This window comes from Enterococcus sp. CR-Ec1, from assembly GCF_002850555.1.
Taxonomy (GTDB): Bacteria; Bacillota; Bacilli; order Lactobacillales; family Enterococcaceae; genus Enterococcus_D; species Enterococcus_D entomosocium.
Genome location: NZ_CP025223.1, coordinates 681,287 through 696,155, shown reverse-complemented (window position 1 = coordinate 696,155; position 14,869 = coordinate 681,287). Strand labels below are relative to the sequence as shown.

Here is a 14,869-nt window from a genome sequence, read left to right as displayed (position 1 = left end):
TTATTTTGCTACTTCCATCATAGCACGAGGACTGAAATAAAAACACTATTTCGTTTAAATCGCTTTGAATCTTAATCCTTTTGGAAAGAAGTTTTTCACAGTTCCTTGGACTTGTTTTCCAAAACCGACGGGGATCTCATCGACTGTCAAAATCACCCATCCAGCATTTCCTGGCACGCTCATGGTTTCACCTGCCACATACTGCTGCCATTGCCGCAAAGTGATCGGCACTGTCGGTGCCCCTTCTTCTGCATGGATCGCCAATGCCAACGCATAACTAGGTTCGATCCGATTCTTCTTAACGACGCCGACATGCAAACCTGGGCGCATAAACTTGATCCCTTTTAAAGAAGGCATTTCTTCAGGGACGAGCCAAAGGTTTTCTCCTAGCAGCTGAGGTGTCGCATTCAGTGCCTGTAAAAAAGGAAACTCCTTGTGAAAGGCTTGCCACAACTTTTGAGTCGTTGCATCCAATGGGCTCTTGGCTGTCGCTCCTTTGCCTTTTTTCTTCTTTTTCACTGGCGCTGCTTCTGCTTGGGAGGTCAATTTCGCAGCGAAATGACCTTCTCCTTGGTTTAAATGCGGCCATAAGCGGATGGTTTTCTCGATCCCAGATGCAGCTCCCCACTCGCTGCGCCCATGAGATACATTGGCCAAGTCGATCGCTTCGATTGTGAAGGGATACTCCTCCATTAACCAAGCCATCATCGCTTCGTTTTCTTCAGGGGCAAAGGTACAGGTGGAATAGATCAGCTGGCCCCCCGGTTTTAGCATCGCAACGGCTTGTGCCAAAATGTCTTTTTGCCTGATCGCACACTGATCAGGTGTTTCTGCCTGCCATTCTTCTAAGGCGACGGGATCTTTACGAAACATCCCTTCACCAGAACATGGGGCGTCCACCACGATCTTGTCAAAAAACTGAGGAAAATGGCGGCTCAATTCTTGTGGAGCCTGATTGGTGACGACTACATTCGGAAAGCCCCAACGCTCCACATTTTCTGATAGGATTTTGGCACGCTTCGGGAAAATCTCATTTGCTACAAGCAGCCCTTTTCCTTGTAATTGGCTTGCCAGCTGCGTTGTTTTGCCTCCCGGTGCCGCACATAAATCTAAGACCCGCTCCCCTGGTTGAGCGGCTGCGATCGTTGCCACGATCATCGCACTAGGTTCTTGGCTGTAGACATAGCCAGCTTGATGGAGCAACGAACGGCCTTTGACTTCGCCAATATAAGCCGCTTCTGCATAGGGGGCGGGTACAGCAGCTGGTCCATATTTTGCCAGCATCGCTTGTGCGTGCGGCTTAGCAACATTCAAGCGAAAGCCTTTGACTGGCTGATTATCGGTTAAAGCGGTAAAAAAAGCTGGTGCTTCTTCTCCTAGCAACCGTTGGTATTTTTCAATAAATGGTGTTGGTAATTGCATACTACCCCTCCTCGGCTTTTTTATTCTAGCGACTGAGAAGCAATTATGCAAGAATTCCTTGAGCAAATGGCAAAAAAACTGCAGCTGAGTGAAGTGGGCGACTAAATCGCTTCGACTTCTCTTTGCTGCAGACCTTTTTTTATTTAAAAATCGCTTTTTTGACACTGCTTTCGATGAATGGCTCAGAGACACGGTTGTCCCAGAATTTGATCAGTGGGCCCACTAAAAAGGCACTGATGAAGGTTCCGATCCCGATCGGCCCGCCTGTGAAAAGTCCAATCAAGGCAAAGGCAACATCTTGAATCACCCGCACCACTCGATAATTGGCTTTCGTCTGATCGACGATGGTTGGGGCGATCGCGTCATAGGGGGCGCTGCCCAAATTCGCTGACATATAAAATGAAGCTCCGAAGGTAAAGAAGATGATCCCGATCAACAAGAACAAACCTTGCTGCCACCAATTATTCGGACCGACGGATAACCAATCAAAAACGTTGGTATAAAAGTCGATGAAAAATCCTGTCAGCACCATATTGATGACCGTCCCGATGCCGATATGACGACGGCCAAAGATAAAAATCAATACTAGGACAGCGATATTGATCATCAATTGATAGACCCCAAGGGATAACCCTAGCAGCTCGCCGACACCGATATTGGCTGCTGTGTATGGGTCTAGCCCCACTCCGCCGACCCGCAGCAATGCCGCCCCGAATCCTAAAATGGCGACACCAATCAACGCATAAAGCGAGCGTATTCCTGTTTCTTTTTTCATTAAAATTTCCCCTTTTTTCTCATCTGTTCTTTCAAGTATAACGAGAAAAAAGCAAAATGGGAATTTCAACGCTTCACAGGGCTTTTTGTATGGAAGGGATCTGGCTTAGTCATCTCCTTTGCTTCTATATGAAAAGCCAGCGGCAATAATCATTGCTATTGCGTATCTTAGTTTTCGTTTCTTACAGATACGCGTGCCTCGTACATTACTCGGGCTTCACTGGAACCATCACTTCAAATATCTGCAATTCTTTTTGTGTGGTAAAGACTTCATCTTGCCATAACAATTCCCAAACATCGCCATCGATTTTCAACTGCTTCTCTTTTAGAAAGGCTTGGATGCGGTGGGTAAAAGCGGCAATTTGTTCTTCTCCCTCACTGACAAATCCAGAAACATACGTACCAGCGGGACGTGTGATGATCAGCTTTTCCGGATAGAGATGTAGCCGATCTTGGGGAATCAAGATCAATGCCCGATAAGGCGATGCGTGAAAAGTCTGATCCTCCAACGTCGTTCCTGCACTTAAAAAGCCGATGGGATAGCCACTGAAGGCATCTTTATAATCCACTAGTGGATAAAAACGGGCGTACACTTGATAAGCAGATTCTGGATCATCGCCAGCGATCTCTTCGGAAACGATAAACGCCTCTGCTTCGTGCTGCGCTATCGTAAAGGTCTCAAAATCGGCTTTCTGTACTTTTTCATAGCGCTGGATGTAGCGATCGAAGGTTCGTTCCAATTCTTGTAGCGCAGCGATTTTGTCACGGACTTGTCCTCGCCGTTCCACAAGTTCCTTTTGCGTATATTCCGGGTTGCGGTTTTTCAAAAATTGGCGAATGTCTTGCAAGGGCATGTCTAAAGAACGCAACATCAAAATCACGTCTAACTCAAGGCATTGTTCAAAGCCGTAATAGCGATAGCTGTTTTCACCAATCGATTGCGGTTTGAACAAATCGATTTGATCATAATAAATCAATGTGCGCCGACTCACGCCAGCATAAGCGGACATCTCACTGATGGTCAATTGTTTTTTCAAAAAAATTTCACTCCTTGCTTGACTGTAACGTAACGTTACAGTTTATTCTACCATAGAACGACATTTTTGGAGGGAAATCATGAAACAATTACAGTTATTTTATAAAGAAGAACGACGCTTCTTTTTCAGTTTATTTCTTTTGATGCTAGTCCAATCCTTCGGCACACTCTTGTTGCCGTATTTTTTGGCAAAAATCATTGATGAAGGGATCTTAAAAGTCGACACGACGGCCATTTGGCACAATGGCTGGTGGATGTTTGCCATTGCCATCGGCACCGTGATCGTCTCGGTAGGCGGTAGTTATTTATCTGCCCACCTTTCAGGAAAATTCGGGCATTTTTTGCGGATGCGCTTTTTCAAAAAAACACAAGAACTCTCTGTATCCGCTGTTGATGGCTATGGTACACCCACTTTGCTGGCACGTACCACCAGCGACATCAACAACATCCAACAAATTTTGATGATGGCGCTGCAAATGATTTTGCCAGCCCCAATGATCGTCGCAGCTTCGATTTTTCTAACCGGCACCGTCTCTTTACGGATGATTTGGGTCCCAATCGTAGCGATCCTATGTTTTTCAATGATCGCTTATGGGGTGATTCGCAAAGCGATCCCATTATCACAAATCACGCAAAAACTAGTCGATAACATGATGCGGATCTTACGAGAAACCTTTACCGGCGCTCGGGTGATTCGGGCATTTGACAAAGCGGCTTACGAAAAAGAACGGACAGATCAAACCTTGACGGAATATGCGAAAACCATGATTAAAGTCAATCGCCTCTTTGCTGTCTTGAATCCGACCGTCAACTTAGTAATGGGACTCTCGATTTCGACCATCCTAGTCTACGGCGGCTATCAAAGTCTTCAGGGCCACCTAGCTATTGGTAGTATTACTGCCATTATCGAATACACGATTTTGAGCCTTTGGTTTTTGACCATGGCAGCGATGGTGATCGTGATGGTGCCTAAAGGCTTGACTTCCTTACAACGAATCGAAGAAGTCTTAGAAGAACCAATTGATTTGATTGACGGTGACCAAACCTTAAACAAATCCGCCTTGTCAGAAACGATCGCCGCTTTCAATCACGTGCAATTTACGTATGAAGGCGCCGAAGAACCTGTCTTAGAAGATATCAGCTTCGAGATCCACCGAGGCAAAACGACAGCGATCGTTGGCGGAACCGGCTCTGGCAAAAGCACCATCGCCAAAGCGCTGTTGCGTTTCAAAGATGTGACTGCTGGTTCGATCACGCTTTTTGGCCGCAACATCAAAGAGATCTCACAAGCCGAATTACGGGACCAAATTAGTTATGTCCCGCAAAAAGCGCTCTTGCTTAGCGGCACGATTCAAGAAACCTTGCGTTTCGGCAATCGTCCAGCAACCCATGAGGCGATGGCAAAAGCCGCTGAAGTTGCCCAAGCCAAGTCATTTATCGAAGGCTTACCTGAAGGTTATGAAAGTCCAGTTGCTCAAAAAGGCAGCAATTTCTCCGGCGGTCAAAAGCAACGGCTGAGTATTGCCCGAGCGCTAACAAAGCCCGCAGAAATCTACTTCTTTGATGACAGCTTTTCTGCTTTGGATTATCAAACAGACGCCAACTTGCGGCGTGCATTGAAAGAATACACGAAAGATGCAGCCGTCATTATCGTTGCTCAACGGGTATCGACCGTTAAAAATGCCGATCAAATCATTGTCTTGGATAACGGCAAGATGGTCGGTAAAGGAACCCACGAAGAATTATTACGCACTTGCCAAACTTATCAAGAGTTTGCCTCATCTCAAGGAATGGGAGGAATGAAGGATGAGTAAACAAACAATGGATACACCAAAAAACATGAAACATACAAGCCGGCGCCTACTTCGATTACTAATGGAACAAAAAGCCCGCTTTCTGCTGATCATCGTCTCTGCCTTGTTCTTTTCCTTACTGATGTCCATCGCCCCTTTGATCTTGGGACGTGGACTGGATAATCTGATCGCCTTGTTTCAACAAGAAGGCTGGCAGATCAATGATTTTTGGCAAAGTATTTTAGGTCCAGTCGTCCTTTTAGCAGGAACCTGGCTTTTGATTAGTCTCTTTTCCTTGCTGCAAGAGTATACGATGGCCAGTGTCAGTGAAACCCTGACCTTGACTTTACGCAAACAAATCAGTGACAAATTCAATCGCCTGCCTATCAGTTTTTACGACAAACATCATACTGGCGATATTTTAAGCCGAGTGATTCTCGATTTAGATAAAGTATCTGAAGTCTTGCAAGTCGGTTTGATGCAGTTGATCACCGCAACCATCAGCATTACCTTCGGCTTGATTGCCATGCTTTATCTCAGCCCATTACTGACGATCGGCGTGGTTCTGATTTTGCTTTTGAGTGCTTTTGTGACCACCGTTCTCGCACGAAAAAACTTGAGCTACTTTACCAAAAACCAAGAAACATTAGGTGCAGTCAGCAGTCGTGCGGAAGAGTTTTATACCGCAAATCCGCTGATCAAATCCTACAACCAGCAAATTGCCGTTGAAGCGGAAATGGCGGAATTGAGCGAAGCTCAATTTAAAGCTTTTCGGAAAGCACAGTTCGTCAGTGCAGCGATCAATCCTTTCGTGCGCTTTATCAATCAAATCGGCTTTATCTTAAGCGCCGTCGTTGGTGGTCTGATGGTGTTGCAAGGGCAATTATCCATTGGTCTTGTACAAGCCTATCTGCAATACATCAACCAAGTGTCTGAACCGATCACGCAAGCTTCTTATATTATGAATACCTTGCAAAGTGCCTTAGCATCTCTCGAACGAATTTTTGAGATCCTTGATTATCCTGAAGAAGAAACAGCGACCCAGCAACTGCCGGTACCGCAAACCATCAAAGGAAAAATCGATTTCCAACACGTCTCCTTCGGCTACAACAAGGAAAAACTCCTGATGGAAAACGTCGAATTTTCCGTCAAACCAAAACAAACGGTTGCGATCGTCGGACCAACAGGCGCTGGAAAAACCACCATGATCAATCTTTTGATGCGCTTTTATCCTTTGAACGGTGGAAAGATTTTGCTGGACGATCAAGACATGATGTCCTTTTCGGCACCGGCAGTACGGAAAAAATTCGGTATGGTGCTGCAGGATACATGGCTGTTCCAAGGAACCATTGCTGAAAATATCGCATATGGCAATCCCGATGCCACTCGGGAAGACATCTTGGCTGCAGCCAAAGCCGCCCAATGCGACCACTTCGTGCGGACCCTGCCCAACGGTTACGATACCGTCATTGGCTCCGAAAGCGAACTGTCTCAAGGACAACAACAATTATTGACGATCGCCCGGGCGATTTTAGCGGACCCAACGATCCTGATCCTTGATGAAGCCACCTCCAGTGTCGACACTCGGACGGAACAAATGATCCAAACGGCAATGGATCGTTTGACCCAAGGAAGGACCAGTTTTATCATCGCCCATCGTCTTTCTACCATCAAAAATGCCGACTTGATTCTAGTGATGAAAGACGGCTCCGTCGTCGAAAAAGGCTCCCATACTCAATTGCTGGCACAAGATTCCCTTTACGCCCAACTATATAACAGCCAGTTTGCAACAGCTTGATGAAAAAGCCGAAAGGTCCAACGATGTCTATGACGAATCGTTGGACTTTTCGGTTATTTGCTTTTCATCCCTAAGTAGCACAAGTGTTCCTGTACAAGAAACACTTGTTACCTACCAAAAACCTTTCCCTTGCCTTGCCAGTATCCATATTCCATAATCAGACGTGAGAGACGATCCACCAAACAGACCATATGGGAGTGTTATGAATGAAAAATTTTCAGATGACGTTTATTACTTCTACTACCACCATTCGTTGGTTGAAACTATTGAATCTCTTGGAACGGCATAAGACCCTTTCGAATCGTGAGTTATCAAAAGCTGTCCAGAGTTCGCGGCGCACGATCATTTATGATATGGAGGGGCTACGGAGCTACTTTGGAAGTACTTTAATGATCGAATCCACGTCGAATGGCTATTCTCTTCACGAATTACTACCGAAGGAATATCTTGAACGAAAACGAGCGCTCCTTCAGAATGAACCATTATTCGTTATTCTTGAGCATCTGTTTAAGGGAGAATATCGGACAGTTTCCGAATGGGCAGACTATTTTTATCTTTCTGAAAGTTCCCTTTTACGCTATTTAACGCTTTTTGAAAAAGCCCTGAGGCCCTTTCAGTTATCTGTTGATCACAAGAATTTCCGTCTGATCGGATCAGAAGCGGATATTCGCAAATTTTTTCATACCTTTTATTATGAGTCAGACGCTACGCCTCATACGGTACGCCCAACGATCGCTGTGCAAAACATCGTCTTAGATTTTTTTCGAAATATACGCGGCAAAACCAATAATACGGCTTCATTTTGGTATATCAGTTATTGGTTGTATATTGTCCTTGAGCGTACTCAAGCAGGAGAAACTGTCATTGTCTCCGATCAATTAAAAAAGATCGTCTTGGCAGATGAGCTCTTCCAAGAAATCCAGCCCCTCAATCAACGACTCCAAACGGCTTTTTCCTTGTCTTTACCGTCAGAGGAGCTGGTCTACCTTTTCGCTCTACTAGCAAGTAACCGTGGGATAAACAACTATCTCAGGGAAATATCATTTGTTAACCGCTTTGACCATTGGCCTGAGCTAAAAGAACTGACTGCCAATTTTTGCCAGTTTCAGCAAATATCCGATCATGATCAGTCCCGAGAGTTTATTTTTCTCCATTCTTTCTTTATAACAGAAAAAATAAAACAGCTGATTTCCCCTACCTATAATCTAAGTATGGAAGAAATTTCCAGTTATGCACAAACGCAATACCCTAAAGAGTATGAGGAAAATACAGAGTTTCTTTTTAGGCAGCCCCTCTTTGAAGCAACCGCTCTGTCAGCAATCAGTGCCCGCTTCACTTTATACTTTGAAGGATTAAAAGAAAAATACTGGGGCAACCCACGCCGAATCGCCTTTCTTTTAGAAGGGGATGCGCATATTTGTCTTCAAATCAATGCTTTTGCCGTAAAATATTTTGGTCGATATCATATTTTGCAATTTCCTGATTCCAGTGAGTTTTCTTTAGATTATGTTGAACGAAACAAGATTGATCTAGTCGTGACGAATTACGCAGAGTATTTGGAAGAGTATATTTTAGATGTTGAATGCCTCCTGATAAAATCGATCCCAGATGCAGATGATTGGAACAATTTCTTGAAAATCATCAACCCAAAAATCATCCATAATTTTGCGTTGCGAAACATCGAAAAAAGCACCTTTTCCATTCGTTTCTTATTGCCGACTAGTATTCTTTCTTCACTCTGGCACACTACTTAACGACCATTCAATCGTTGCACGGTACCATCCCAACTTGGGATTTGCACCAGCAGGCACTTCCAAGGCGACACTGGTGGCTGCCGTCTCTTGATCACCAAAACGATAGACCCATGTTCCCGTACTCTGACTGTCGCCAGTTAGTAGAGGCTGCGCTTCACCTGGCGTCAAAGTTACACTATCATTCACCGTGGAAAGCTCTGGCATACTGGCATTGGAATTTGCTGAGGTCGTCATAAGCCGTTGATTGGCTAAGCTGATTTGAGCACCGATCAAGGGCTCATTGTCTTCATTTTGGAAGCCCTGCGAATCAAGAGTCGCCGATAAACGCCAACTCGTCTCTTCTGCATCGTTACGCTGATCCGTGATTTGCACATAATTCGGACGTTCCTTAGTTTCGGTTGCCCCTTCGGCAAGATTCATATGCTGAGGCAGTGCGTGATACGTTCCTTTGGCACTGCGGATCGGCACCTGACCAAATCGGAACTGGGAAACAAAATCAAGACTGAGCAACCCTTGGTTCTCAGGAATGACCGACGGATTTTCTGGATTCACTTCTACATCCGGTTCTAATGGATCAACCGGTGGCAGTGGTCCAGTCTGGGCGATTCGCAGGGTAGTTGCAGCGGGAAACACAGCGTCCCGAAAAACAACTTCTGAGGCTGGATTCTGATTGCCGTGTTCGTCATTCGTTGTCGGCGGATTGATCACTCCAGCTTCTTTTGCCGAACCAGCAGAATCTTTCAGAAAGACTTGGATCTCATCCCCCGCTTTTAACTGCCGATCACTTACATCAATCGTAAATGTTCCATCTTCATCGATAACCACCGCCTCTGTATCAAACCAGGCACCATTATGTGCAGCACTTAGCTCAACCTCTTTGTCTTCCGTGTGGCCATGGATCTCAGTTGTTTCTTCAAGAAGTACGTAGGAAGCAAAAGCTGCGGGCGTTGGCGGCAAAACAGGGAAAACCTGCACAGACTCGGTCCGTATTTGATGTTGGGCACCTTCTGTCAGTTCGCCGCTGGTTAATTCGACAGCGACGACTCGGACGATGGTTCCTGCTTCCAAAGGAGACTCAAGAGGAATCTCAAAAATCCCTCCTTGCGGCTCTTCTCCATAGATACTGATCCCCGGTGTTTCTTCTGTATGTCCGACGGTTTTCGCAGTGACTTCTTCCTTCTCACCATCTGCTGTTTCAATTTCAACGGTCACTTTCGCTTCATCATCCCAAGCAGGGCGAGTGCCATCAAAACCAACAGGCAAGCTGACTCGCCCATGAATTTTTTTGTCCGCATTCGTCGGCACCCGTAACTCATCGACGATCGCCCAACGCGCATTGTTTGAACTTACTCGAGAGTACGCTGTCAGTCCCTGGTTGCCAAAGGCCTCCGTATTCAATATCTCTGGTTTATTCGTCAAACCTAACGTGCCAAAATCAGCTCCTGAAAAAGCAAAATCGAGGGGTGGGAAATTTAGATCGGGATCTCCTAAGAGATTTGACCCGTTTTTCCAAACAGCTAAGTCACTATTCGTCGCTGTTAAAGTTGAAAGATTAGAAACACTAAAGATGTTTCCTCCATCAAGCCGCTCATTACGAAAATCAAAAAAGACTGGATCGTTCAAGAAGACAGATAGTTTACCTGAACGAAACACGCCACCATTCGGGGAACTTGTCCGCCCTTCCACTTGGAAATATCCTTGTTCAACGTAGATCGTTGAATTGAAGTAGGTATGCATGTCAATCCCCGGACCACTATCTGCTACACACATAAATTTACTATCGACACCTACGATTGAAAAATTATTCTCTGTCCCGTTATTATGGATGCCTCTCGCATAAAAAATCCCTTGATTTCCTCCAGCGACATTCCCATCATGCGCGTTGCCGTTTCCCGGATTATAAAGGTCAACGATGCCGCCTTCTGTGATCTCAAAAGAATTTCCTCCACTAGGAATTCGGATCAAGGGTGCGCTCCCCCCTATTTTACGAACTTTTACTATTCCACCATCCGTTACATGAAAGGTCACCAAACCAAAGTATAAAAATCGAATCACTGCATGGTCCCCGTCAGCCTCATGGCTGCTAGCTATTAATTGTCCATTGCTTTGAACTTTAAAAGTAAAGTTCAGACTAGTGATATTGATCGCACTAGCAGTGATGCTTTCGACCTCTAAGACTGCTGATTCACTCAAAGTAAGAGCCCCAGCTTCTGCCGCATTCGACGGTGTCGATAAAACAAAGGATGCTGCTCCTTCTGCCGCTGCAATCTCACTGAAAATCCGTACATGTGTCTCTTCGCCACTAATGGTGACGTCGGCATTTTTCCCATTGACCCGTAAAGCATTCGCATTTTCGGCGGTCAAGCGTACTTTTGAGCCGTTCTGGATCGTCAACTTAGGATTCTCACCAGTCAGAAATACGCCGCGCCTTCTTTGTGTCGTTTCAATCTGCAATAAGGCAGCATCCCCCACAACCATTGTTGGATCCGTCCCCTTCATAAATAGTGCAATATTTTGTTCCTCCGACATTGCTGTGGCTGCTCCCTGACTTTCTACAATGAGCGTACCACCATCAAAAAGATAAAAATTGCTGTTGTCTCCTACTAGTTCGATCGCATTGGCATCTGCCGCCGTCTCATTGTTCACCCGTACTTGTGTTTCATCTCCTGCGATCGTAGCAGAAGGAAAGAAACCATTTAAGAGGATGGCGCTCGCATTCATTGTGTTTATCGTTACGTTTGCACCAGATTGGATCGTCAATTCTGGCTGCTCTCCAGTCAGAACAAGCCCGCGTTTTCTCTCTGTAACCTCGATTGAAAAAACTGAATTCTCTGCTGCGATAAAGCGAGGATTTCTCCCAGACAGAATAACGGCATTATTATTACCATTGGTCGGAGCAGCAGTCGTTCCTGGACTGCGAATAGTTAAACGAGCACCATGATTGAGTTCCATTTGACCATTATCGCCACGTAAATCGATTGTATTCGCATCCCCTAGTCGCGTAGTAATGCTCACTTGCGCACCCTCATCGATCAACAACCTAGGATCTTGAATATCTGGTGCTGTATAAAAAATCCACATATTCGGCTTATTAATAATCACTTGCGCTTGATTTCCGACCTCCACTTCTTTCAGATTGAACAAGGTATCGGAAGCCATCGTCATTGCTTCGAAGTGATTGATCCCACCAGTAAAGTGAACCTTCGCTTCTCGTGCTAAAATAAAAGGTGACCGATTCTCCGAGGCTTCTTCTACTTCCTCTAGTTCAACGACCCAGTTTTTACTCAACGCATTGGTGGTCTGGATCAAAGCGGTATTGCCTGTTTTTTGGTATGTGAGATTTTCGATACGAAAAATCGTTTCTTCGTTAACGGTTAATAATTGAAAATAAGCACTATTGTTATTGAGGGTCAATGCATGACCATTTCCTTGAATCATTATCGGACGATCGATGGTCATTATGCTGGAAGTAGATTGGACAAGGTCCGCTTGTAAGGAAAGAATGGATACGGCTGGATCTTGTAAAGCACTAATAAACTCCGCCATGGTCGTTACGTAAGCTGTGCCACCATCAAAGGCGCTTGGTACGATCTCACTAGCCGCCTGTACCGCTGACTCCTCCTGCGGACGCTCAATGTCTGCTACTTTTTCAGCAGGATCACTATCCGTTTCTTGCGATTCTAAGGACTCATTTTCCAAGTCTTTCGGTGTTTCCTCAGTGTCTGTCTCTGCAGCAGCTATTTCAACGATCGCTTCGCTCCCTGCACTGGCTATAACAAAACTTCCAGGAAGTTCGGCAACGATCAAAACAGAAAATGTCTGCCGTGCTTGACTTGCTTTGATCTGCCAGCCTTGATCGCTTTGTTTTACTGCTGTTTGTCCGGGTGCCAATACATCAGTCATCAGCTTGACTTCTGCTGGTAATTCTAGGAAGATTTCTGCCACCGCTTGGTCGCTGACCAAATCGATCGTAAGCGGTTGACCTACCGTACCAGCAAATTTAGGCTCTTTGAACTGCACCGTCCCTTCAGACTCAGATGTTCCTGTGGCAAACTCCCCCAGAACTCCCTCATCCGCTAGCGGTTGTGCGAGGTATGGCGGTTCGGTTTCAGCAAAAACAACGATGAGGGGGACACTCATCAAGCGTAATCCCATAAAAACAAGCAGCAAGCGAATCCAATATTTCAAGTTTTGCTTTTTCATTCCATGCTCTCCTTTACTTCTTACGTATCCATGGTCGGCTTTTTGTTCTTCCATAACAGCCAAATGATTATTCCAAGAAGGAAGATCACTAGTCCTAATGCGCTGATCAACCACCAGTTTTGCCCCTCTTCAATGGTGACATCCTCACGATTCAACTGTTGTGCTGTGTCTGCTTCCACAGTAAACGGATATTCCCATGTCCACTCCTCACCTTCAGCTCGAGCTGTTAAGCTCATTACATATTCTCCGCTGTAAAAACGATCCCCCTGTAATGAAACGGGAAAATGAAAATGTGAATTTGGCGCCATTTGCATCCCTTCACGCTGCGCCTCATATAAGACTTCTTCCTGATCCGCTCGTCGAACAGTTGCCTCTACCTCTAGTCGATTGACAAAACGCGGCAACGGATTTTGTAGCGTTGCCCGAAACGCATTGCGATAATTGACTTGACCGGCAAACACATCCAATAACGCAAGCTCTGGTTCAATAATAGACGCTTCATTGCGGACAACAACGCCTAGGATATAAGCAAACCGATTTTGGATCGCAACACCTTCTTCCTCTGATCCAGTCGCTTCTGCGATGACCTCTCGAATACGTAAACCGCCGACTAGACTACCAGTAAAGGCTTCTTCAGGCATATGTATGGGTAACTCGATCGTCTTTTTTTCCTTAGCTGACAAAATAATCTCTCCAGGTGATTCGATTAGATCAGCTATCGAATAAGGCAAAGTCGGATCAGGTTCTGCGGCATCTTTGCCATATTCCACGACGCCATTTCCGTTAGTGAACGCCGTATGTGCGGAAACTTCGATCGTGATTTCCTTTTCCGCGCGATTTTGAATCGTCACCCCCAGAACATCATCGGTCCCTGGTGCTAGTTCTAGATCAAAATAGCCACTATTCCCATCTGGCAATTGGCTTTTCGGCAAATTGGGGACCACATGAAATGGCAATTCTGATTGTGTTTCTGCCCAACCTGTCATCGGCAATCCAACGAGTACCATCACCAGTAAAACAAACCCAGCTACTAGCCTATTCTTGATTGATCTCTTGCTTTGTGTCTTCATAATGAATCATTCCTTTCAAAATAGGCAGGAACAACTCGTCTCCTGCCTATTCCCTATATCCCTTACTCACTTCCTGATTCGTTTTTCCCTAATCGCAACACGCGTATCATTCGCTATCGCGCTTACTGGTAAAATGATTCGTTAAAATCATGTGCCTTTATTCATGCTTCTGAGCCAAGCTAAAAGACTGGCTTCTTTGCTGTGTTCTTCCAAAAAACTTATCCCTTAATTCCCAGGAGTGGCACTTAAATGCCAAGTCAGAGTAGCCGTATAAGCGGTTGCTTGCGGATTCGCTCCTGTCGGTATATGGAGCCAAATCGCTTCATTGAGAATATCCTCTTCCCCAGCTGCATGCTGTTGATTTAGCAGGGTTTGATTGCCCCATTGAACCGTTGAAAGTCCCGCCCCTTGGCCAGGAGCCGCAGACATCAAGGTGTTGCCTTCCGTTCCAACATCGATGGTTTGATGGTTAAATTGATCGCTAGGTGCTGTTGGGAAAGTAGCCGAATCTAATGCATTCGAACGAATCTGTGGATTTTGAAATTCGATATAAGCCCCACGTAATACATGATCCGAAGTGGCATCTGTACTTGTAAATTGATCCAAATCGACATTTAACGTCCAGCCGTTGTGTCCACCACGGGTATCCAATACTTGAGCAAAAGAGACATATGGCGCGGTTCCTGACCCATCAGACAGTCGTTCCAGCTCCGCAAGCATTGCGGATTTTCCAGGGCCTGTGCTGATCACTTGGGTTCCAAAATCGAAGCGCTTTGGCACATGCACCAAAGTGAACGGACCGGTTACCTCTGGATCGATCGGATCAATTTCTACCTCTGGCTCTTTTTCAGGTAACTCAACATCGATCTCTTCCTCCTCCCCAGGGATGAAATCTACTTCATTTTCGGTATTTCCTTCCAGGATGGGGGTTGCTGCTGCGGTCACTCCCCCAGATAACACAGCGATACTCATGACACCGATTGTTGCTAAATAAATACGTTTCATAAAAAATTACTCCT

9 protein-coding genes are annotated in these 14,869 nt (G+C 45.5%); 3 read left to right on the top strand and 6 right to left on the bottom strand.

Annotated elements, in window-relative coordinates:
• Positions 1-54 precede the first annotated feature (54 nt).
• The 3 genes from CXM95_RS03285 to CXM95_RS03275 form a co-directional block, all read right to left on the bottom strand.
• Positions 55-1,422: an RsmB/NOP family class I SAM-dependent RNA methyltransferase gene (locus tag CXM95_RS03285; protein WP_086299135.1), complete on the bottom strand. Its 1,368-nt coding sequence runs from the start codon at positions 1,420-1,422 to the stop codon at positions 55-57.
• A gap of 139 nt (positions 1,423-1,561) precedes the next feature.
• A complete protein-coding gene (locus tag CXM95_RS03280) occupies positions 1,562-2,197 on the bottom strand; it encodes a YczE/YyaS/YitT family protein (protein WP_008378064.1) in 636 nt (211 codons plus the stop codon).
• A 205-nt stretch (positions 2,198-2,402) separates the two neighbouring features.
• Positions 2,403-3,206 (bottom strand): MerR family transcriptional regulator, encoded by an 804-nt coding sequence (locus CXM95_RS03275; RefSeq protein WP_016611256.1) that lies wholly within the window; start codon positions 3,204-3,206, stop codon positions 2,403-2,405.
• A gap of 106 nt (positions 3,207-3,312) precedes the next feature.
• On the opposite strand from CXM95_RS03275, the gene CXM95_RS03270 reads away from it, so the two are divergent.
• The 3 genes from CXM95_RS03270 to CXM95_RS03260 all read left to right on the top strand — a co-directional run bounded on the left by CXM95_RS03270 (position 3,313) and on the right by CXM95_RS03260 (position 8,577).
• Complete coding sequence (locus tag CXM95_RS03270) at positions 3,313-5,046, top strand: ABC transporter ATP-binding protein (protein ID WP_086299134.1); 1,734 nt, start codon at positions 3,313-3,315, stop codon at positions 5,044-5,046.
• Positions 5,039-6,823, top strand: a complete 1,785-nt coding sequence (locus CXM95_RS03265) for an ABC transporter ATP-binding protein (RefSeq protein WP_005231996.1) — start codon at positions 5,039-5,041, stop codon at positions 6,821-6,823. Before CXM95_RS03270 ends, CXM95_RS03265 begins: the two co-directional genes overlap by 8 nt.
• 206 nt (positions 6,824-7,029) lie before the next feature.
• Entirely contained in the window at positions 7,030-8,577 is a 1,548-nt protein-coding gene (locus tag CXM95_RS03260; protein WP_101698849.1) for a helix-turn-helix domain-containing protein, read from the top strand.
• On the opposite strand, the gene CXM95_RS03255 is transcribed toward CXM95_RS03260, so the two are convergent.
• The 3 genes from CXM95_RS03255 to CXM95_RS03245 all read right to left on the bottom strand — a co-directional run bounded on the left by CXM95_RS03255 (position 8,557) and on the right by CXM95_RS03245 (position 14,855).
• Positions 8,557-12,780 (bottom strand): WxL domain-containing protein, encoded by a 4,224-nt coding sequence (locus CXM95_RS03255; RefSeq protein WP_233499085.1) that lies wholly within the window; start codon positions 12,778-12,780, stop codon positions 8,557-8,559. The genes CXM95_RS03260 and CXM95_RS03255 overlap by 21 nt on opposite strands.
• 20 nt (positions 12,781-12,800) lie before the next feature.
• Positions 12,801-13,850 carry a WxL protein host-binding domain-containing protein gene (locus CXM95_RS03250; protein ID WP_086299131.1) on the bottom strand — a complete coding sequence of 350 codons (1,050 nt, stop codon included), beginning with the start codon at positions 13,848-13,850 and terminating at the stop codon, positions 12,801-12,803.
• Between the two features lie 225 nt (positions 13,851-14,075).
• Positions 14,076-14,855, bottom strand: a complete 780-nt coding sequence (locus CXM95_RS03245) for a WxL domain-containing protein (protein WP_101698847.1) — start codon at positions 14,853-14,855, stop codon at positions 14,076-14,078.
• Positions 14,856-14,869 lie beyond the last annotated feature (14 nt).

What these genes read in the sequence shown, in the direction of transcription:
- CXM95_RS03255 (WP_233499085.1), bottom strand. Translation starts at nt 12,780, where the DNA reads ATGAAAAAGCAAAACTTGAAATATTGGATTCGCTTGCTGCTTGTTTTT.
- CXM95_RS03280 (WP_008378064.1), bottom strand. Translation starts at nt 2,197, where the DNA reads ATGAAAAAAGAAACAGGAATACGCTCGCTTTATGCGTTGATTGGTGTC.
- CXM95_RS03265 (WP_005231996.1), top strand. Translation starts at nt 5,039, where the DNA reads ATGAGTAAACAAACAATGGATACACCAAAAAACATGAAACATACAAGC.
- CXM95_RS03245 (WP_101698847.1), bottom strand. Translation starts at nt 14,855, where the DNA reads ATGAAACGTATTTATTTAGCAACAATCGGTGTCATGAGTATCGCTGTG.
- CXM95_RS03285 (WP_086299135.1), bottom strand. Translation starts at nt 1,422, where the DNA reads ATGCAATTACCAACACCATTTATTGAAAAATACCAACGGTTGCTAGGA.
- CXM95_RS03275 (WP_016611256.1), bottom strand. Translation starts at nt 3,206, where the DNA reads ATGTCCGCTTATGCTGGCGTGAGTCGGCGCACATTGATTTATTATGAT.
- CXM95_RS03270 (WP_086299134.1), top strand. Translation starts at nt 3,313, where the DNA reads ATGAAACAATTACAGTTATTTTATAAAGAAGAACGACGCTTCTTTTTC.
- CXM95_RS03260 (WP_101698849.1), top strand. Translation starts at nt 7,030, where the DNA reads ATGAAAAATTTTCAGATGACGTTTATTACTTCTACTACCACCATTCGT.
- CXM95_RS03250 (WP_086299131.1), bottom strand. Translation starts at nt 13,850, where the DNA reads ATGAAGACACAAAGCAAGAGATCAATCAAGAATAGGCTAGTAGCTGGG.